The following is an 18,827-nucleotide window of genomic DNA, read 5'->3' as shown; positions in this document are numbered from 1 at the left end:
GAAGTACCTCGGTTGACGGTTACCACGTTGCAGTTCCGCAGGCCGAGCAGATTCGGTTGAGGAGGTCGATCGTGTACAGCCAGAGAATCGCACCTGGTCGCGTCGAGCCTAGCATCCAGTGTTTACTTCCAACACACGGCATTCGTCAACACACTTCGATCACATTCACCATCCATTCAATCATTTTTCTGTGCTCATGTAGGACACGAGAGGTCTTCAGACGGCACTGCCGGATACTGTCCACCGCATGATGGTGACCTGGAGTCATCGAAATCAGTCATCGCGCGCATCGCGGGCATCGCACGCATCGCGCGCATCGCGCGGCTGACGCTGCGCGCCAGCGTCCGCGGAGGGCGACGTCGTGACACATCGCCCTGGAAACTGGCCTCGGCGGAATCCAGCAACACGCCAATTACCGAGCGCTGGGGCTCGATGGGGCCGCAATGGCGACCGCAGAAGGGGAATGTCGCCGACCGGGTGAGACGACGCATGCTGTAAACGCCGCGAGGCGGCTCGATACAAGCCGCCTCGCCCTTCGCGCCCGTCCGGACGGACCGCCTCAGTACGGCATATCATCCAGCGCAGGCGCCTCCGGGGGCCGCCCTCGCGCGCCGTTCTTCCCGAGCCGCGCCGTGGTCGGCACGCCCGTCCCGGGCTGCGTCGGCTCGCCGTCGTCATCCGGACCCGGCGCGGGCTCCGCCATGAGGCCCCGCCGCCCCGCGAAGCGGAGATCCCGCGCGATCACCTCGGTGCGGTAGCGCTTGATCCCGTCCTTCTCGTAGCTCGACGTGCGCAGCCCGCCCTCGATCAGCACGCCGTCCCCCTTCGTCAGCACCTTGGCCAGCGCCTCGGCGCGCGGCCCCCAGAACACGATGCTGTGCCACTCGGTGCGTTCCTTGGGCTCCTTGTTCCTGTCCACGAACGACTCGTTTGTCGCCATGCGCATGTGGAGCACCGGGGTGCCGTTGCCCGTGTAGCGCAGCTCCGGATCCGCGCCGAGATTGCCCATGAGGATCACCTTGTTCAGTCCTTCGTTCATGACATGCTCCAGTTCGCTTCTGTGTTGTCGTCTGCCGTCGTTCTCTTGTCCGTGTCGTCTCTGTCGTCGCTCACCATCCGCCGGCGTCCACCGCCCTGCGCCGCTCGCGAGGCGCTGCGCCGCTGCGCAGCGCGTGCCGCCGCGCCGACGGCGGCGAGCCGCCGGGCGCGCCGGCCGCCCCGAGATCAGGAATCCATCGCCGCGCTGCCGTTGCTACCGTTGGCGCGCGCCGGCGCCGCCGCATCGACGGCGGCGCGGAGCGACGTGGCGAGCGTCGGCTTGCCCAGCAGCGCCTCGCGGGCGCGCTCCCTCCCCTGCCCGATGTGCTCGCCCGCGAACGACAGGTGCGCGCCGCTCTTCTCGACGACCCCGATCTGGCAGGCGAAGTCGATGAGATCCGCCGCGCCGTCGATGCCCGCTCCCCACCGGATGTCGAACTCGGCTTCTCGGAACGGAGGAGCCATCTTGTTCTTGACCACCTTGACGCGCGTCCTGCTGCCAATGGCCTCGTCGCTCACCTTCACCGGCCCCACCCGGCGCACGTCGAGCCGCACGCTCGCGTAGAACTTGAGCGCATTGCCGCCGGTCGTCACCTCGGGATTGCCGAACACGACGCCGATCTTCTGCCGGAGCTGGTTGATGAAGATGAGCGTGGTGTCGGTGCGGTGGCATATGCCCGTGAGCTTCCGCAGCGCCTGGCTCATCAGCCGCGCCTGGAGGCCCATGTGCGAATCGCCCATGTCCCCCTCGATCTCGGCCTTGGGCGTGAGCGCAGCCACCGAGTCGACGACGATCACGTCGACGGCGCTCGAGCGCGCGAGCATCTCGACGATCTCGAGCGCCTGCTCGCCGTTGTCCGGCTGCGAGACGAGCAGCCTGTCGATGTCGACGCCGACCGTGCGCGCGTACGTGACGTCGAACGCGTGCTCGGCGTCGATGAACGCGGCCACGCCGCCAGCGCGCTGAGCCTCCCGCATCGCGTGCAGCGTGAGCGTGGTCTTCCCCGACGACTCCGGGCCATAGATCTCCACGATGCGCCCGCGCGGGTACCCCCCGATCCCCAGCGCCGCATCGAGCGACAGCGATCCGGTCCGGATCAGGCCGATGTCCCGGGTCTCGTTCTCGCCGTTCAATGACATGATCGCTCCCTTCCCGAACTGCTTCTCGATGGTGCCGACGACGGTCTTCACGGTGCGGAGCTTCTCAGCGATCTCGGTCATCATCTCGGTCTCTCCTTTTCGACGTGCGTTCGTTGCTTGTTGCTTGTTGCTTGTTGCGTGTTGCTGTTGCGTGTCGAGCGTGCGCGCCCCCGAGCGCGCGGACAGACGATCCAGCGCGGCCGTCGGGGCGGCCGCGATCGCGCCGGCATCGCTGCGGGCGCGGTGGTCCTTGGCGCCGGTGCGAGCTCAGGCGCCCGCGGCGGTGGTGGCGGGCGCCGGCCCGGAGGCGGCCTCGCGGTCGAACAGCCGCGCGCCGATCGCCTCGGCCACGTGCGCTGCCCGCACCGCAGAGCTCCTGTCCATGTCGGCGAGCGTCCGGGCGACCCGCAGCACCTTGGTGTACGCCCGCGCCGAGAGGCCGAGCCGCTCCACGGCCGACGCGAGCACGCGCGCGCCGGTGGCGTCCGGCATCGCGACGCGCGCGAGATCGCGCGGGCCGAGCTCGGCGTTGTGCGTCGCCGCGACCTCCCCCGCCTCGAAGCGCGCGCGCTGCGCGGCGCGGGCCTCGACCACCCGCGCCCGCACCGCCGCGGAGCTCTCGGGCGCCTCGAGCGACGACCGGCCGTCGACGAGCGGCGCGCACAGGTGAGCGACATCGACGGGCGGCAAGGAGATGTGAAGATCGATGCGATCGAGCAGCGGCCCGCTCAGCCGCGCACGGTAGGCGCGGACGCGATCGAGGGAGCAGGCGCAGCGATTGCCGCGGTCGCCATGGAAGCCGCACGGACAGGGGTTGATGGCGGCCACCAGGATCGGGCGCGCCGGGAACACGACGCGGGCGCGGGCACGGCAGAGGGCGACCGTGCCCTCTTCGAGCGGCTCGCGGAGCGCCTCGAGGACGCCGCGGCGGAACTCGAGCAGCTCGTCGAGGAACAGGCACCCATGGTGGGCCAGGGAGACCTCGCCGGGGCGGATGGGATCCCCGCCGCCGACGAGGCCCGCGGCGCTCACGGTATGATGCGGGGCGCGGAACGGGCGAATCGCGACGAGGCCCCTGTCCGGGGAGAGCAGCCCGGCGACGGAGTGGATCGCGGTGATATCGAGCGCTTCGTCGTAGGACATCGGCGGCAGAACCGTCGGCAGGCGCCGAGCAAGCATGGTCTTTCCGCTGCCAGGCGGACCCATCATGATCAGGTTATGTCCCCCGGAAGCGGCGATCTCGAGGGCGCGGCGCGCCCCGTGCTGGCCGCGGACCTCGGCGAGATCCGCCGCTGCAGGGCCCGGCTCTGCGTCGATGGCGGCCATGGTCCCTGCGCCCGGAAGTGGCCTGTTGCCGCGGAGGTGCGCGACGACCTGGCCGAGGTGCTCCGCGATGAGGACGTCGATGCCAGCCACGCTCGCCGCCTCGCGCGCGTTGCCCTGGGGAACGATCGCGCGCGCGACCCCCTGCGCCGCCGCGCCGCGCAGCGCGGGCAGGACGCCGCGCACGGGGCGCACCGCGCCGCTCAACGAGAGCTCGCCGAGCAGGCCAATCCGGTCGAGCCCCTCGGCGGGCACCTTGCCGAGCGCCGCGAGCGCGGCGATCGCGATGGCGAGGTCGTACGCGCCGCCGCTCTTCTTGAGGTCTGCCGGGGCGAGGTTCACGGTGATCACGTATTCGTCGAGCTCGATGCCCAGTTGCTGGAGCGCGGCACGGACGCGCACGCGGCTCTCTCGGACGCTCGCCTCGGCGAGGCCCACCATCTGGAAGAACGACGGACCGCGGCCCGAGTCGACCTCCACCCGGATGGGGTGCGCGTCGAGCCCGAGCAGAGAGAACGTGAGCGCCGTGGCCTGCATGCCAGAGCCCTTTCGCGAAAGGCGTGCCAGGCGGAGAGGGCGGTGAACTCAGGGAAATTCGCCGCGGGAGGGGTGGCGGACACGGCGGAGGAGGTGGCGGCCGCCATGGTGAGTCGCCGGAATCGAGGCGCTCGCTGACGCAAGCGGAGGAGCTGGCCGCTCGCGGTCAGCGTGCTTGTCCATCAGGAGAAGGCGATGGGCGAGGTCCTCGTGATCACGGCCAGCCGCCGTGTGGCCTCCTGGGCGAAGCGGGTCGCGCACCTTCAGGGCGCGCTCGGCACGCGCTTCGAGCTGACGCCGCCGCCGGACCGCGGGCCGCGGGCACAGAAGCCGGCAAGGCCCCAGAAACCAGGGCGCTCGCCGTAGCAGCGCACGGCCTTCTCCTTCGCCCTCTCGCCAGCAGAAGCACCGGCGGTGCCCCACGCAGCGAGGAGTTTCATCGGCGCGACGGGTCCACAACGAGGAACGCGCCCGGCCAGGGCGAGCCCCGCCCCGCCGCAGCTACTCGGGCGCGCGATACCTCGCCACGACGATCGTGATGTCGTCGTCCGGGCTCGGACACCACCCCTCGACCTCCTCGAGGATCCGGTCGCGGATCACGCCGACAGGCTCGGTCTGGACAGCCTCGATGACGGCGCAGAGCCGCTCCAGCCCGAACTGCTCGTGATGGGCGTTCCGCGCCTCGGTCACGCCATCGCTGTAGAGCACGAGAACGTCCCCGTCCCCAAGGTAGAGCTCCGCATCCCGCGTCAATGCGCCGATCTCGGGCAGCGCGCCGATCCAGACGCCTGAGCTCGGAATGCACGCGCAGCGCCGCGTCCGCGCCGAGCACACGATCAGGTCGTCGTGCGCGCCCGCGAACGTCACGCGCCCGTTGCGCTCGTACCGGAGCAAGAGGAGCGTCGCGTGCTCGTCGCGCTCCAGACGATCGCGGACGTTCTTGAAAATTGCCTTGTTGAGCGCCGTGACGACCTTCGCCGGGCTCGCGGCCGGATCGTTGCACGTCAGCGCCGATACCATGCTCTGGATCATCAGCATGATGAGGCCCGCCGCGAGCCCGTGCCCCGCGACGTCGCCGATCCCCAGCCACCCGCCCCCGTTCGCCGGGATCACATCGTAGTAATCGCCGCCGACCTCGGCCGCCGGCTTCATGACCGCGCAGAGGTCGAGCCCCTCGATCGAGAGCTGCTTCGGCACCAGCGTCGTCTGGATGCGCGCCGCGACCTGGCTCTCCTGGCGGACCCGCTCCTGCTCCAGCCGCTCGCGCAGCTCCACCTCCCGGACGACCTGCCGGTGCAGCGCCGCCGCCTTGACGGCGGAGCCGAGCTGGAGGCGCAGCACCTCGTACATCATCCCGCTGGCGCGGTGGTCGAGCACCGCGACGCCGAACCGCTCCTCGTCGCCGAACGCAACCGGAAGCACGATCCTGCTGATGCGCTCGTCGGCGTCCAGGAAGCCCGGAGGCGCGAGGCGGTGCGCCGGGAAGCTCACGGCCGGCACCTCCACCTCGTGGCCGTCCTCCATCACGAACAGCGGCTTCATGGTGGCGTGCTGAGCGTCGTCGTACAGCGACACGGCGACGTCCGAGAACCGCATCCTCGGCAGCTCCGACGCCAGCAACCCCTTGAGCACGGGCAGGCTCAAGCACGCGGAGAAGCCCCGCGCGCCGTAGGTGACATCGATCGCGGCGAGCTCGACGTTCAGCCGCTGCTCCCCCTCGACGTGCACGCACTCGCTCCCGATCAGGATGCGCGCGGCGTGCCAGAGCTGCTCCAGCGCCGCGTCGCCGCCCACGGACGGCCCCTGTACCCGCGAGCGCAAGAGCGATATCACCGCCTGGAACTCCTCGAGGAGCACGCCCTCGCGCCTCGCCCCGTCGAGGAGCGCCTGGAGCGCGCGCAGGAAGCGCCCCTCGTCGCCCGCGAGCTCCGCCTCCATCGCGGCGAGCAGGTCGCCCGCCCAGCCGTCGAGGGCGCCCCTCGGGATCGCCACGCTGCTGGCGAGCGCGCGCTCCAGCGACGCCCGCTGATCCGCGATGGGGCGCGGAAAGCCGCGCGCCGAGGGGACCGGCTGAAGGAATGTGTCGCCCGCGCGGTACCCGCAGCCGCAGGACTCGCGCTGCGTGAGCTCGACCCGCGCGAGCTGCAGCGCCTCGACAGCCTCGCCGTCGATCATGCGGAGGACCGTGCTCACGGCCATCCCCCCGAGCCGCTCGATCGGCTGGCGTACCGTCGTCAACGACGGCTTCGTGAAGCGCGCGATGCCGACGTCATCGAACCCGCACACGAGGACGTCTTCCGGGATGCGGCGTCCCTCGGCCTTGAGGACCTCGATCGCCGCGAGCGCCATCCTGTCGTTGGCCGCCACCACGGCGTCGAACGCCACCCCGCGAGCCAGGAGCTCGCGCATCGCCGCGCGCCCCGTCGGGATCGTGAACCCACCGAACACGAGGAGGCGCTCGTCGCAAGGGAGCGCCCGCGCCGCGAGCGCCCTCCGGTACCCGCAGGCGCGCAGCGCGGCCTCCTCGCTGCTGCTCGGGCCGCCGATGTACGCGATGCGCCGGCACCCGTGCTCGTCCGCCATGTGCCCGACCGAGATCTCGCTCCCGAGGGCGTTGTCGACCATCAGGCTCGGCACATCGTCGATCGCGGTCCCGATGCTGCACACCGGCAGCGGCGCGAAGGACCGGCAGAACGATCGCATGACCTCCATGCCGCCGTAAGGGGAGAGCGTCGATGAGGCGACGATGACGCCGTCGGCGGTCTCAGGGCCGATGAGGTGATAGAAGGTGCCCCGGTCCGCCACCTCCGGCCGGCGAGCCATGGCCGGGTCGCTGAACGCCGTCAGCAGGTTGACGTCGTGCGCCGCGGCGCCGCGCTCGATCCCGGCGCGCAGCTCGGACTGGTAGTCGCCAACGACATTGTCGATCAGAAATGCGAGCGTCCGACGCTTCCTCGTCATGGCCTCGGGCTCTCGATCATGCGTCCGCGATCGAGACCAGCTCCGGGCACATGCGATCCAGGGGCTTCAGGCTCCGACGCTGCCATGTCCGCTTCGCGTCCGTGACGAACCGTATCCTGCATCTGAGACCATGGCTCATCAGGCCGCAGATGAAGCCGACGAACGCCTTGAGGCAGCTCGAGCTCATGAAGCACAGGCCGCGCACGTCGAACTCGACGGTGCTCACCGAGAGGCGCATCACCTCGCCCTCCAGCGCCTTGACGTACCTGCTGAGCGGCGAGGATGCCGCCATGTCGCCCGTGCCGGTGAGCTTGACGCTGAGGGTGTCGTCCCTCAAGGCCGGCTCGATCCCGAAGCTGTCGGTGACGACAGGATCCACGCTCAAGCAGCTCATCTCTTCTCCATCTCTCGACCGGCGCGCGCGATGACCGCCGGATCGTTGCTCTGGATGCTGCAGCCGACGGCCGGTGCGATGGTCGATGCGAGCTCTCCACACTACGACGTAGTCGCGCCGGATCCAATCCCTTCCCGCGAGCCGCGTGGATCGATCGCGCCACGCGCCACGCGCCACGCGCCACGCGTGCGCGCGGGGAGCAGGTGGACGGCGCACATGCGACGGCGCCGTGCGGTAAGCACCGCAACATTTCGCGAACAGGCTCTCGATGCAGAGCGCGCCAGATCGAGCCCGGTTTCCCGGCTTGGAGCGTGGGACGCCTCCGAACTTGCGTGGATGTCGTCCAGGCGCGTGGCGCCTCTCAGGGCAGGGGAAGTGGGCGCGTCAACGATCGCGCCGGCGTGGGCTCAGAGCGCGCTGACGAGCGGCCCGGCGTCGCCTTCGAGCCATTGCTCGGAGATCACGACGCTCGTCGAGAGCCCGGTCTGGAAGCGGTATCCTTCCTCGATCGAGAGGATCTCGATGACCCTCCTGTCGCCGATCCGGACGGGGAAGATCACCGAGATGCTCGACGGAAAGGCGCCGTCCTCGTCGGGCCTCTGCTCACCGACCGAGACAGACTCGCCTCCGGCCCCGGCGCCGAGCGATCTCACGGCGACCACCGACGGAACGCTGCAATCGATCCGCAGCCACTCGCGTTGCCGGCGCGCCTTGCACGCGCCGCCCCTCGCGGCGCGCGCGAGCGACACCTGCTCCGCGGCGTCCCACTCGGCCGCTGCCGGCCGCGCCGTCCGCTCGGGCGGCGGCGGCGTCGCCTCGAGCGCGCGCTTTTGCGGCGCCTCCGCGCCTCCTCCCGCGTCCGCCGGGTCTCCCGCGGCCCCCGCCTGCGGCCCGGCCGCCGCGCCTCCCGCCTGGGCAAGCACCGACTCCGCGGCCTGCGCCGGCGCGAGCGCGCCGAGCAGGACCATCCCGATCACCGCTCTCTTCTTCATAACGTCCTCAAGAAGGCGGCGAGCGCCGCCTTGTCATTCCTCGACATGTGGCTGGTGCGACCCATCCGGTCCTGGTTGGCGTCGATGAGCTCTTCGAGCGTCTTCGCGGATCCATCGTGGTAATAGGGCGCCGTCCCGCCGACGAAGCGCAGCGAGGGCGTCTTGAACACCTGGCCCGCCTTCTCCTCCGCGAACCCGGGTCGCGCCGCGAGCCCGGGCATCGGGTAGCCCATGCGGTCGGTGTGCTCCGTCGCGGGCACGTGGCAGCGAGCGCATTGCGCCGTGTCGCTCATGAAGAGGGCGCGACCGTGCTCCTCCTGCGGCGTGAACTTCCGCGCCTCCCTGGGCGGCGGCACGAGGCCCGCGCGCAGGAACGCGGCCAGGTGGCGCGCCCTCAGGGCGAGCTCGCTGTTGCCCAGACCGCCGGGCCCCCACCGGTGAAGGCCGAACCCCTCGCGGAGGCGCTCCGCCAGGTTCTCGCTCTGGGCGTTCCATCCATAGGGCCCCTCGGCCGACACGCGGCCCGCGAGCATGGGAGTCTGCCGGGGCACGCCGCCGCGCGGCTCCACATCGGCCGGCTGGTTCTCGGCGGATCCGAGGAAATTCACGCTCTCACCGCCGACGTCCATCACGCGGGCCTCGTGCCACACATGGCCGTCGTCGCGCCCGTCCGGGTGGCAGCCGGCGCACCCGAGGCCGCCGCTCGTGCCCCAGTCGACCGCGTTGTAGAAGAGCTTCCGGCCGAGGGCGGCCTGCTGCGGGACCGGCGCGTCGGCCAGCGCGATGTACGGCACGGGGCTCGGTTCGAACGGCGCGTCGTCGCGGTGCTCGTCGAGGCGGACGATCGCGAGGGCGTCCGTCGAGCGGCAAACCACCCACGCCATGGACTCGTCCGCGGACAGCGCGACGCCGCTGGGCGCGCCGCACAGGGTCGCCACGTAGACGTCGGGCCCCGCATGGCGGCCGAGATCGTAAGTGCGGAGCGGCCGGAGCGCCGGATCGACAGCGAGCGCGTCGAGCTCCACCAGGGCATCGGTGCCCTCGCTGGCGATGAGCAGGGTGCGGGTGCTCTTCCGGTACACGAGCGCGCGCGGCTGGACGAACGGGGCGAGCGAGGTGTTGGGGAGCTCCAGCTCCGCGTCGTCGAACCCCGCGTCGTCGAGCGCGCTCGCCCGCCAGAGCGGCGCGCCCTGGCGGCGCCGCGGCGCGAGGGGCGCCTCGTCGCTCGTCATCAGGACGTCGACCGTCGAGGCGCCGAACCACGCCTGCTCGCCGAGCGCGCCCAGCGCGTGGCGCGCGACGAAGAGGCGGCGGCCGTCCGGCGAGAGCGCGGCCGCGTAGCCGAGCGACGCGGAGAGCGACTTGCCATGAGGAGCCCGGAAAGGCGACGGCGGGAGGGCCAACGGCCTGGCCTCGGGAGCGCCGCGCAGCGCGATCCGGGTGAGCGCGGCGGACGTGAGGTGCGTGACGTACGCGGCCGCGCCGTCCTCGCGGATCACGACGCCGCGGGGCTCGCGCGGGACATCGATGGACCACGTCGCGGTCGCGGTCGCGAGGTCCACCGCAGAGACCTTGCCCGCCCACGCGCTCGTGACGAGCGCCGTGCGCTCGTCCGGCGTGATCGCGAGCCCCCAGGCGTCGGCCGGCAGGGGCACGCGGGCCGCTTCCACGAGCCCCGCCGCCGGATCGGGCCGCAAGATAACGAGGAGCCCGGGATCGCGGATCGTGACGAGCACCCGGTCCGCGAGCGCGAGGACCTGCGCCGGCCGCCCCGGCATGGCGATCTCGACCGGCGGCGTGCTCACGTCGACGGGAAGCGGGATGCGCCGGAGGACCGCGTGGTCCTCGTCGGCCAGGTAGAGCGCGTCGTCCTGCGGCGCGCGCACGAGCGCGCCGCCGATCCGCGTGACGGCCTGGAGCTTCTGCGGCGGCGGAGAGGCTGGCGGAGCCGGCGCGGCCGTCCCGGCGACTTCAGCGCTGCGCTCTACGGCCGGCGTCTCCCTGGAAGGGCGCGAGCAGGCCGCGGCGAAGAGCGCGGCCAGGAGGAGGGTTGATGGTCGGTGCTTCATCGGTCGCCCGTGCCAACGACGGCGCCTGGCGTCCGTATTCCTCGGCACCGTCGGTCCCGATCCTCCGCGCGCCGGCCACCGCTGCGCGGGAGGCGTCGCGGCGCCTGCGACAGCCCTCCCCCCTTTTCTTGGCGACCTTGGCGCCATGGCGGTTTCTCTGCTGATCCGGGGTAACTTCCCGCAGTAAAGCAAGAGAATCTCTCAGCCTCGCTGCGGCGGTGTGTGTGACATGCGCTGTGGTACGGTCATCGCGAGTCCCGTGCCTGGATACAGCGGCTCGCATAGAGCGTTGGGGACCGTTGGTGGGACCGAGGGTGGGGCGACTCGGCACATGGGGAGGTGCCGGCGCTGGCCGGCTTCGCGCGCGGCTACGCCCGCCTCGGCCGGCGCCCGGCGCCCCTCACCGCGCGATAATCGGTGAGCAGCGACCCCAGGATCGTAACCGCCCCCGCGGCGACGTGGATGACCGCGGCGAGCGGGTCGCGCTTCGCGTAGCCGAGCGCGAACGGCGCCGCGATCGCCGACGCGCCGAAGGCATGGTCGATGACCTCGTGCGCCTCGATCGGTATCCGTTTTGCCAGGCTCAGCCGGTAGTCGGTGAGCAGGGAGACGAAGACGACCGAGGCGCCGAGCGCGACGCCCGCGACCTTTGCGGCCTTCGTCCGCGCGGAGAGCCCGGCCAGAGCGACGATGAGTCCGTTCGAGTAGTCGAGGACGGAGTGCACGTCCTCGGGGACGATCCGCGCGAGGGGCACGGCGCCGAGGAGCGGCCTCGCGGGGATCGTCGTCGTCCGCTGCACCGCCCGCACGCTCGGGGCGAGCGAGGCGAGCTCTGCAGTCGGTACGTCGTCTGGCGGCAGGTAGGTCGTCGGCAGCTCGTATGCGCCCAGCGAAACGTTGGATCGTGCCATGAGGTCCTCCCGCTCTGCGCAGAGGCAATCCGCAGACCGGAGGACAGGCCTCCTGCCCAGCGCGGGGCCCAGCTCTCTTGAGCTCGGCCCTCCCGCGCCCGCGCCTCCGCGCGGGCCGGTCCGCGCGCGCCTCCAGCGGAGGCCTCTGTTCGTGCGATCGGCGATGCTAGGCTGTGCCCATGGGAGTCCGGATTATTCCTCTCGGCGGCCTCGGCGAGGTCGGGATGAACGCGATGCTGATCGAGGAGGAAGGCCGCCGCGTGCTCGTCGACTGCGGCGTCATGTTCCCCAACGACCAGGTGCTCGGCGTCGAGGTCGCGATCCCCGACCTCAGCTACGTTCGCGAGGCGGGCGGGGTCGACGCGGTGCTGGTCACGCACGGCCACGAGGATCACATCGGCGGGCTGCCGTCGCTGCTGCGCGAGTTCCCCGTCCCCGTGTACGGGACGCGCTTCACGCTCCGGCTGGTGCGCGAGCGGCTCGCCGAGCACGGCATCGACGTGCCGCTCCGCGAGGTCGAGCCGCAACGGCATTTCGTGGCGGGCCCGTTCCGCGCCGAGCCCCTCCGCGTGACCCACTCCATCCCCGACGCGGTCGGCTACGCCATCGAGACGGGCGAGGGGATCCTCATCCACACGGGCGATTACAAGATCGATCTCACCCCCGTGGCCGGCGAGCGGCTCGATCTCGGCCGCTTCGCCGAGTACGGCCGCGCCGGCGTGGCGGCCCTCCTCTCGGACTCCACCAACTCGGAGCGCGACGGCTGGTCGGTCAGCGAGACCGCGGTGGCCGAAGGGTTCACCCGGCGGTTTCGCGAGGCGAAGGGGCGCATCCTCGTCGCGCTGTTCGCCTCCAACGTCCACAGGGTCCAGAGCGTCCTCGACCTCGCCGCCCAGCTCGGCCGCAAGGTGGTGCTCGCCGGGCGCAGCCTCGCGACCAACACGCGGATCGCTGAGGAGATCGGCATCCTGAGCGTCCCTCCCGGCGTGCTCGTGGACGACGCCACGGCGGCCTCGCTCCCGCCCGAGCGCCTCGTCGTGCTCGCTTCGGGCGCGCAGGGCGAGCCGAACAGCGCCCTCGCGCGCATGGCCATGGGCGACCACCACCGGCTGCGGGTCGATCCGGGCGACACGGTGATCTTCTCGTCCCGCGCGATCCCCGGCAACGAGATCGCCGTCAGCCAGCTCGCCAACCGCCTGGCGAAGCGCGGCGCCGTCGTGCTCGATCGCGGCCTCGATCCCATCCATGCGAGCGGCCACGCGCAAGCCGAGGAGCAGAAGATCCTCCTCGACGCGGTCCGGCCGGAGCACTTCGTCCCCATCCACGGCGAGTACCGGATGCTGCTCGCCCACGCGCGCACGGCGCTCCGGATGGGCGTGCCGCCGTCGGGGGTCTTCGTCGTCGAGGACGGCGACTCGCTGATCATCGAGGATGGCCGGATGCGCCTCGGCGAGACGGTGAAGAGCGGCCGGGTGTGGCTCGACGCGCGCGGCGGGCTCGACGTCTCCGAGATCGTGCTCCGGGAGCGCGAGCAGATCTCGGATCAGGGGCTCGTGATGGTCCTGGTGGTGGCCGACCGCAAGACGGGCGAGATCTTGCGCGGCCCCGATCTCCTCGGGCGCGGCGTGGCCCACTTCGAGGAGGGCGGTCCGCTGTACGCCGCCGCGCTCGACAGCGCGCGCGACGCGCTCGCCGCGCTGTCGCCCGCGGCGCGCACGCTGGCGCCGGCGCTGGAGGACGCGCTCAGCCGAGGCGTGAGGCGGGTATTCCGGCGCGAGGCGTCGCGGCGCCCCGCCGTGCTCCCGCTGGCCGTCCTGCTGTAAGGTCCGACGCCTCTCGGTCAGGCGGCCCGGGCGGCTCGCGCGGGCCCGGCGCCTGACCGCGCCGACAGGCGATCTGGAGTGAGCGCGGCTGTCGCGCACTCTGGATCGCGCGGACCGCGGAGCCCCTTTGTTCTGTCGCGGCATGACCGGAGTCGCTTCATGGTCCATGCTGGGGGGTTGCCCTGAGGGTGCGTGTCCCGGCGAGCGCCCGAGCGGATCACCGCGCGACGCGGCACCATGGTGGAGCAGGCGAGATGAACGACAGTCCCACGAACTCGCGCCTCCTGGGCGAGGCGGAGACGACGATCCTGGAGGGAAGGCGCGCTGTCGCCGGCGCGAGGGCCGAGGAGCAGCGCGGCGCCGACCCCCGCCCTCCCCCGTCGTCGCGGCAGGGAGCGCCCGCCAGCCGGCGGGCTGCGCCGCCGGCGCGGCCGAGCGAGGACGTCGCCGCGGTCTATCTCCAGGAGATCTCGGGCAGCGCGCCGCTGAGCCGCGAGCTCGAGGTGGAGCTCGGCCGTCGTATCGAGTCGGCGGAGCGCGCGATGATCGAGGCCTGGGTCGCGTCGCCCGTCGCGCTGCGGGCGCTCGCGGCGCTCGCCGACGATCTGCGGGCGGGGCGGGTGGACATGAGCGATCTGCTGCTGAACGCGGACGGAGGCGACGCGCCGAGCGACGCGACGTCCGTGACGATGGCGCGGCTGCTCGGGCTCGCGCGGTCCCTGGCGGAGGCCGGGCGGACGGAGGCGAGCGGACAGCGAGCGCGCGCCGCCCTCTCGTCTGGGCTCTCCGACGTGCGCCTGGGCCCGTTGGTGGAGGAGCGGATCGAGCGCGCGCTGCGCGCGGCGATCCCCGCGGTCGATGGACGCGGGCGCGAGGCGATCGAGGGGACGCTCTCGGCGATGCGCGTCGCCGGCCGTGCGGCGGCGGAGGCGAGGGCCGAGATGGTCCGCGCGAACCTGCGGCTCGTGGCGGCGGCAGCCCGGCAGCTCCGGCACCGCGGCGTGCCGCTGCTCGACCTCATCCAGGAGGGCAATCTCGGGCTCATCCGCGCGGCGGAGAAGTTCGATTACAGGCGCGGCTATCGGTTCAGCACGTATGCGATGTGGTGGATCAAGCAGGCGCTCTCTCGCGCGCTGCTCTACCAGGGTCAGGTCATCCGGGTGCCTGTCCACATCGCCGAGACCCGGCGCCGGGCGCTGCAGGCGCGGCGGGAGCTGGAGCAGGAGCACGCGCGCGAGGCGGCGCCGGAGGAGGTCGCCGAGCGGAGCGGGCTGTCGATGGAGAAGCTCCAGACGCTGCGGGAGGTGGCACTGCCGCCCGTGTACCTCGACGCGCCGGTCGGGGACGACGACGGCGCGCGCCAGGGCGACTTCTTCGCGAGCGAGGGCGCCGCGCCGGACGAGCTCCTGGTCCACCGCCGCCTGCACGCGCAGGTCTCTGCGCTGCTCGAGGCGCTGACCCCGCGTGAGCGCGACGTGCTGCGGCTCCGGTTCGGCCTCGACGGCGGGCAGCCGCACACGCTCGCCGAGATCGGGGGCATGTTCTCGGTGAGCCGGGAGCGCGTCCGGCAGATCGAGGAGAGCGCGCTGAGCAAGCTGCGGACGCTGTCGCGGAGGCAGGCGCTGGAGACGCCGCTCGGGGGCTGACCGGCGCTGCCGTCGCGAAGGCGCGCCGGCGGCCTCAACCCCGGCTCAGCGCGGCGAGTCGCCGTGGCGGAACTCCGCGGTCGCCTCGTCGAGCCGGGCCTTGAGCTGCGGATCGAGCGAGAGCTCGGCCGCGGAGAGCGTCGCGTCCAGCTGGTCTGGCCGGCTGGCGCCGATGATGGCCGACGTGACGGCCGGGTTGGCGAGCACCCACGCGACGGCGACGGTCGTGAGCGACTGGCCTGCTTCGGCGACGATGCCCGAGAGCTTCTCGACGGTCGCGAACGCGCGCTCGTTCCAGTAGCGCTGCTGGTAGATGGACGCCGCCGCGCCGAGCGTGAAGCGGGTGCCCGCCGTCGGCTCGCCGCGGCGATGCTTGCCCGTGAGGAACCCGCCGGCGAGCGGGTTGTAGGGGATGACGCCGAGGCCCTCCTCCTGCGCGAGCGGGAGCAGCTCGCGCTCGATCTCCCGGAACAGCAGCGCATAACGCGGCTGCACGGACACGAACCGCGCGAGCCCGCGCACGTCGGCGCGGCCGAGCGCGCGCGCCAGGCGGTATGCCAGGTAGTTGGATACGCCGATGTACCGCGCCTTGCCCGAGCGAACGACGAGGTCGAGCGCCTCCAGCGTCTCGTCGATCGGGGTGTCGCGGTCGTCGGAGTGGAGCTGATAGAGATCCACGTAATCGGTGCCGAGCCGGCGCAGGGAGGCGTCGATCGCGTCCAGGATGTGCTTGCGGGAGGCGCCCTGATCCCACGGGTTCGGGCCGACGCGGCCGACGCACTTCGTGGCGAGGATGAAGCGGTCTCGCTTGCCCTTGAGCCAGCGGCCGACGATCTCCTCGGTGCGCCCGGCGGCCTCCAAACCGCCGCCCAGCGGATACACGTCGGCCGTGTCGAGGAAGTTGACGCCGGCGCCAGCGGCCTTGTCGAGGATGGCGCGGGAGGTCTCCTCGTCCGTCTGGAAACCGAACGTCATCGTGCCCAGGCACAGGCGCGAAACGGTGAGGCCGGTACGGCCGAGTCGGGTCGTCGGGATGCTCATGATCTTCCGTTGGTGCTTTGGCTAGGTTGCTCGTGGCGTCGCGCTGGCGCGGTCGCCTCCCGCTCCCGCAGGGGGCGCGGGCCCGTCGTTTCAGGGCTCAATAATAGATCGGCCCGACGCTCCCGCCGCCGGCAACGACCGCGTCGCCGTTGATCGCGACGCTCCTCGGCGAGGCGAGGAACGCGACGACCCACGCAACCTCGCGGGCGTCGACGATCCGGCCGATGCTCACCGAGGCGGCGAACTCCTTCTCCGGCTCGGGCCGGACGCGCTCGGTGCGCGTCGCGCCGGGGTGCACGACCGTGACGTTGATCCCCTTCGGGCCGAGCTCGTCCGCGAGGTTCTTGGTGATCGCCGCCACGCCGACGTTGCGCAGGGTGGCGACCGGGCGGCCGGCCTTGCGCACGGCCAGCCCGCCGATGTTGATGATGCGGCCCCAGCCGTTCGCGATGAGGTGCGGCGCGACGGCGCGCGCGGTCCGCAGGTAACCCACGACCTTGATGTTGATGTCCTCGATCACCTGCGCGTCGACGATCTGGTCGAGGCGCGTCGCGGTCGAGATCCCGCCCGGCACGGCGGCGTTGTTGACGAGGATGTCCACGCCGCCCAGCGCGGCGACGGCGCGCTCGACGAGCGCGTTGACCGAGGTCTCGTTGCCGGTGTCGACAACCAGCGGGACGACGCGGCGGCCCGTCTCCGCCGAGAGCTCGGCGGCGGTCGCCTCCAGCTTGTCCTTGCCGCGCGCGGCGATCACGACGTCTGCGCCCTCGCGCGCCAGCTCCCGCGCGATGGCCTTGCCGATACCGCGGCTGCCGCCGGTGACGATGGCCCGCTTGCCGGTGAGTTCGAGATCCACGATCAGCTCCTTCCATCGGCAGACACGAGATCATGTGTCTTCTCGCGCCGAGAGAGCCGCGCCAAAGCACGTTTCATTCCACCCTGCGCTTGCCGCTATTCGCAGAGGGGATGGCGTGCGCCGGCGTCCGCGTCGCCCTGCCCGCGCCTGCCGGGCCCTCCTGGCGGCGCCGCGCGCGCCGGCACGCCGGGCGGCAGGTCTGCTTCGCAGGCAGCAGGCTGCTGGCGCCTTGCTGCGGGCGGAGCAGCTCGCCCATCACCGACGCGCGCGGAGCCAGCGCGGCGCGCGCGAAGGCGCCCCGCGCGAGCCGGCCGAGGTGGCGCAGGCAGCCGCTCAGCGCGGCGGCGGAGCCGTCCGAGCGGGCGCAGATCGCCGCGACCGGAGCCGGTCGACGACCGCGAGCACGCCCGCCGCGATCGCGAGGATCGGCGCGAACACCACGCCGCCGAACCACGCCAGCGCGTAGGCGACGCCGAGCAACGGGTCGCCCCCACCGGCGGGCGGGGGCGTGCCGCTCAGCACGGACACCTGCTCGCGCAGGCCGAGCAGGTGGCAGACAGCGAAGGCCGCGAGGAGCATCGCGGCGCCGAGGGCCAGCTGTCGGCTCACGGGGCACCTCCCGCCCCGGCGATCCGCTCCCAGAGCGGGCCGAAGCTCAGCGCGTAGAGCATCGCCGCGTCGCCGACCTGGTTGCTCGCGGCGTACCGCAGCCGGTCGCCCTCGCGGATCGGGAACGCGGCGAGGTCGAGCGAGGTGAGCAGCCCCCCGAGGTACGGCGCGTCGCCGAAGGCCGCGGCGCCGAGCAGCGCGAATCCGCTCGACCCGGCGCTCGCCCCGACGAGCGGCACGATCGGGCCCGAGTCCACGTCCTCCGGGCCGGCCCACGAGCGGGGCCACTCGCGCGCCCAGCCGAAGCCGAGGAGCTCCGCCCCGAGCTCGCGGCGCGCCCGCGTGTACTGATCGCGCGCGAAATCAGGGTCGATCAGGAGCAGCGCGTGCGCGACCAGCCAGAGGGACGAGCCCTCCGGGCCGTCCAGGATCCTGCCGTCGTGGGTGTAGCTCGATACGAGCAGCCCCGTCTTCGGGTCCAGGAGCCGGGCGCGCGCCGCCGCGAGCCAGCGGCGGCCGAGCTCGAGGCCGCGGCGCTCCCCGTGCAGCGCGTCGGCCATGCGCATCGCGGAGAGGGCGAGCGTGTTGCAGAAGGTCCAGCACTCGTCGGGGTAGCTCTCGGCCGACAGCACGGGGCTCCGCTCCATGCGGGACCGCATCTCGGCGACGCGCGCGTCGAGCTCGGCCTCGTGATCGGCGCGGCGCGCGACCAGGGCGCGCGCGCCCAGCATGAGCGCGATCTCGCCGTCCACGAAGAGGCTGCGCGCAGGCTGCTGCACGAACGGCCGCCGCGTGGCGTACGGCATCATGAAGTGCAGCATCCCCCGCTCGCGCTCGATCGCGAGGGTCTCGTCGACGATCCGGTCGATGACGGCGAGGTGGCGCGCCTCGGCGCCCGGATCCCGCAGCGCGGCGTTGGCGAGGCCGAGGACGAGGAAGGTCCGTCCCATGAAGTCCCACTCGGCGTTCGCGGCCCGCATCCGCGCGAGCGTCGCGCCCTGCGCCGCGCCGCCCTCCTCCCAGAGCGAGAGCTGATGCGCGAGCAGCGCCTGCCCGCGCGGCGAGAGCGCGCCAGCGGCGCGGTGCTCGCCCGGTTCGCTCCGGAAGAAGAGGTGGAGGCACGGCAGCCACACGGCCGCGGCGACCAGCAGCGACAGCGCGGCGGCGCCGAGCCGGCGCAGGCGGCCAGCCGCCGCAGGGCGAACCGCGACGCCGGCGGAGGACGAGAGGTCGGTCATGAGACGGAGCGTGGCGCCGCGCCGTGGCCGGGCTGCGCGCAAGATGTGGCGGATCGGAGGAGGCTCCGGGGATCTTCTCGCTGGATAGCCGATCTCGTACATGAGCGCGACGATTGGGTCTACGAAGCGTCGGAACACTCCTACGACGACACCGACGTCGGCCTCGCCTCTTCGCGGTACGACAAGGAGGCCACGTCACCCCATCTGGCCTTACACCTACGCAAACATACCCCCGCGGTAGACGTTTGC

General features: G+C 72.2%; 14 protein-coding genes. 2 read left to right on the top strand and 12 right to left on the bottom strand.

The annotated features are described in order from the left end of the window. Nucleotides 1-559: 559 nt before the first annotated feature. The 8 genes from WMF14_RS14975 to WMF14_RS14940 form a co-directional block, all read right to left on the bottom strand. On the bottom strand, nucleotides 560-1,039 hold the full coding sequence (locus WMF14_RS14975) for a single-stranded DNA-binding protein (protein ID WP_437801609.1): 480 nt from the start codon (nucleotides 1,037-1,039) through the stop codon (nucleotides 560-562). Between the two features lie 185 nt (nucleotides 1,040-1,224). Then, nucleotides 1,225-2,259, bottom strand: a complete 1,035-nt coding sequence (gene recA / locus WMF14_RS14970) for a recombinase RecA (RefSeq protein ID WP_437804213.1) — start codon at nucleotides 2,257-2,259, stop codon at nucleotides 1,225-1,227. Between the two features lie 186 nt (nucleotides 2,260-2,445). Next, entirely contained in the window at nucleotides 2,446-4,038 is a 1,593-nt protein-coding gene (locus tag WMF14_RS14965) for a YifB family Mg chelatase-like AAA ATPase (RefSeq protein ID WP_437801607.1), read from the bottom strand. Between the two features lie 501 nt (nucleotides 4,039-4,539). Continuing rightward, the gene (locus WMF14_RS14960) at nucleotides 4,540-6,999 is read right to left on the bottom strand and encodes a SpoIIE family protein phosphatase (protein ID WP_437801605.1); all 2,460 of its coding nucleotides are present in this window, start codon (nucleotides 6,997-6,999) and stop codon (nucleotides 4,540-4,542) included. 16 nt (nucleotides 7,000-7,015) lie between these two features. Next, complete coding sequence (locus tag WMF14_RS14955; RefSeq protein ID WP_437801603.1) at nucleotides 7,016-7,393, bottom strand: hypothetical protein; 378 nt, start codon at nucleotides 7,391-7,393, stop codon at nucleotides 7,016-7,018. 407 nt (nucleotides 7,394-7,800) lie between these two features. Continuing rightward, a complete protein-coding gene (locus tag WMF14_RS14950) occupies nucleotides 7,801-8,385 on the bottom strand; it encodes a hypothetical protein (RefSeq protein ID WP_437801602.1) in 585 nt (194 codons plus the stop codon). After that, nucleotides 8,382-10,454 (bottom strand): hypothetical protein, encoded by a 2,073-nt coding sequence (locus WMF14_RS14945; RefSeq protein WP_437801600.1) that lies wholly within the window; start codon nucleotides 10,452-10,454, stop codon nucleotides 8,382-8,384. The genes WMF14_RS14950 and WMF14_RS14945 overlap by 4 nt, the downstream gene beginning before the upstream one ends. Nucleotides 10,455-10,822: 368 nt before the next feature. Further along, on the bottom strand, nucleotides 10,823-11,365 hold the full coding sequence (locus WMF14_RS14940) for an SPW repeat domain-containing protein (RefSeq protein WP_437801598.1): 543 nt from the start codon (nucleotides 11,363-11,365) through the stop codon (nucleotides 10,823-10,825). Nucleotides 11,366-11,544: 179 nt separating this feature from the next. On the opposite strand from WMF14_RS14940, the gene WMF14_RS14935 reads away from it, so the two are divergent. Together WMF14_RS14935 and WMF14_RS14930 are read left to right on the top strand one after the other, a co-directional pair. Next, a complete protein-coding gene (locus WMF14_RS14935) occupies nucleotides 11,545-13,188 on the top strand; it encodes a ribonuclease J (protein ID WP_437801596.1) in 1,644 nt (547 codons plus the stop codon). A gap of 254 nt (nucleotides 13,189-13,442) precedes the next feature. Next, entirely contained in the window at nucleotides 13,443-14,834 is a 1,392-nt protein-coding gene (locus tag WMF14_RS14930; protein ID WP_437801594.1) for a sigma-70 family RNA polymerase sigma factor, read from the top strand. Nucleotides 14,835-14,879: 45 nt separating this feature from the next. Here WMF14_RS14930 and WMF14_RS14925 read toward each other — a convergent pair whose 3' ends face one another. The 4 genes from WMF14_RS14925 to WMF14_RS14910 all read right to left on the bottom strand — a co-directional run bounded on the left by WMF14_RS14925 (nucleotide 14,880) and on the right by WMF14_RS14910 (nucleotide 18,578). Beyond that, entirely contained in the window at nucleotides 14,880-15,875 is a 996-nt protein-coding gene (locus WMF14_RS14925) for an aldo/keto reductase (protein ID WP_437801592.1), read from the bottom strand. Between the two features lie 97 nt (nucleotides 15,876-15,972). Beyond that, nucleotides 15,973-16,731: an SDR family NAD(P)-dependent oxidoreductase gene (locus tag WMF14_RS14920; protein ID WP_272103551.1), complete on the bottom strand. Its 759-nt coding sequence runs from the start codon at nucleotides 16,729-16,731 to the stop codon at nucleotides 15,973-15,975. 333 nt (nucleotides 16,732-17,064) lie between these two features. Next, entirely contained in the window at nucleotides 17,065-17,340 is a 276-nt protein-coding gene (locus WMF14_RS14915; protein ID WP_437801590.1) for a hypothetical protein, read from the bottom strand. Then, on the bottom strand, nucleotides 17,337-18,578 hold the full coding sequence (locus WMF14_RS14910; protein ID WP_437801588.1) for a hypothetical protein: 1,242 nt from the start codon (nucleotides 18,576-18,578) through the stop codon (nucleotides 17,337-17,339). The genes WMF14_RS14915 and WMF14_RS14910 overlap by 4 nt, the downstream gene beginning before the upstream one ends. Nucleotides 18,579-18,827 lie beyond the last annotated feature (249 nt).

It is taken from the genome of Sorangium sp. So ce693, from assembly GCF_051521375.1.
Lineage (GTDB): Bacteria > Myxococcota_A > Polyangia > Polyangiales > Polyangiaceae > Sorangium > Sorangium atrum.
Note: the sequence above shows the minus strand (reverse complement) of the source record. Positions and strands in the feature narration are given on the sequence as shown.

Excerpts from the sequence above, each read along its gene's own strand:
- WMF14_RS14955 (WP_437801603.1), bottom strand. The coding sequence starts at position 7,393 with ATGAGCTGCTTGAGCGTGGATCCTGTCGTCACCGACAGCTTCGGGATC.
- WMF14_RS14975 (WP_437801609.1), bottom strand. The coding sequence starts at position 1,039 with ATGAACGAAGGACTGAACAAGGTGATCCTCATGGGCAATCTCGGCGCG.
- WMF14_RS14910 (WP_437801588.1), bottom strand. The coding sequence starts at position 18,578 with ATGACCGACCTCTCGTCCTCCGCCGGCGTCGCGGTTCGCCCTGCGGCG.
- recA (WP_437804213.1), bottom strand. The coding sequence starts at position 2,259 with ATGACCGAGATCGCTGAGAAGCTCCGCACCGTGAAGACCGTCGTCGGC.
- WMF14_RS14945 (WP_437801600.1), bottom strand. The coding sequence starts at position 10,454 with ATGAAGCACCGACCATCAACCCTCCTCCTGGCCGCGCTCTTCGCCGCG.
- WMF14_RS14935 (WP_437801596.1), top strand. The coding sequence starts at position 11,545 with ATGGGAGTCCGGATTATTCCTCTCGGCGGCCTCGGCGAGGTCGGGATG.
- WMF14_RS14965 (WP_437801607.1), bottom strand. The coding sequence starts at position 4,038 with ATGCAGGCCACGGCGCTCACGTTCTCTCTGCTCGGGCTCGACGCGCAC.
- WMF14_RS14940 (WP_437801598.1), bottom strand. The coding sequence starts at position 11,365 with ATGGCACGATCCAACGTTTCGCTGGGCGCATACGAGCTGCCGACGACC.
- WMF14_RS14960 (WP_437801605.1), bottom strand. The coding sequence starts at position 6,999 with ATGACGAGGAAGCGTCGGACGCTCGCATTTCTGATCGACAATGTCGTT.
- WMF14_RS14950 (WP_437801602.1), bottom strand. The coding sequence starts at position 8,385 with ATGAAGAAGAGAGCGGTGATCGGGATGGTCCTGCTCGGCGCGCTCGCG.
- WMF14_RS14925 (WP_437801592.1), bottom strand. The coding sequence starts at position 15,875 with ATGAGCATCCCGACGACCCGACTCGGCCGTACCGGCCTCACCGTTTCG.
- WMF14_RS14930 (WP_437801594.1), top strand. The coding sequence starts at position 13,443 with ATGAACGACAGTCCCACGAACTCGCGCCTCCTGGGCGAGGCGGAGACG.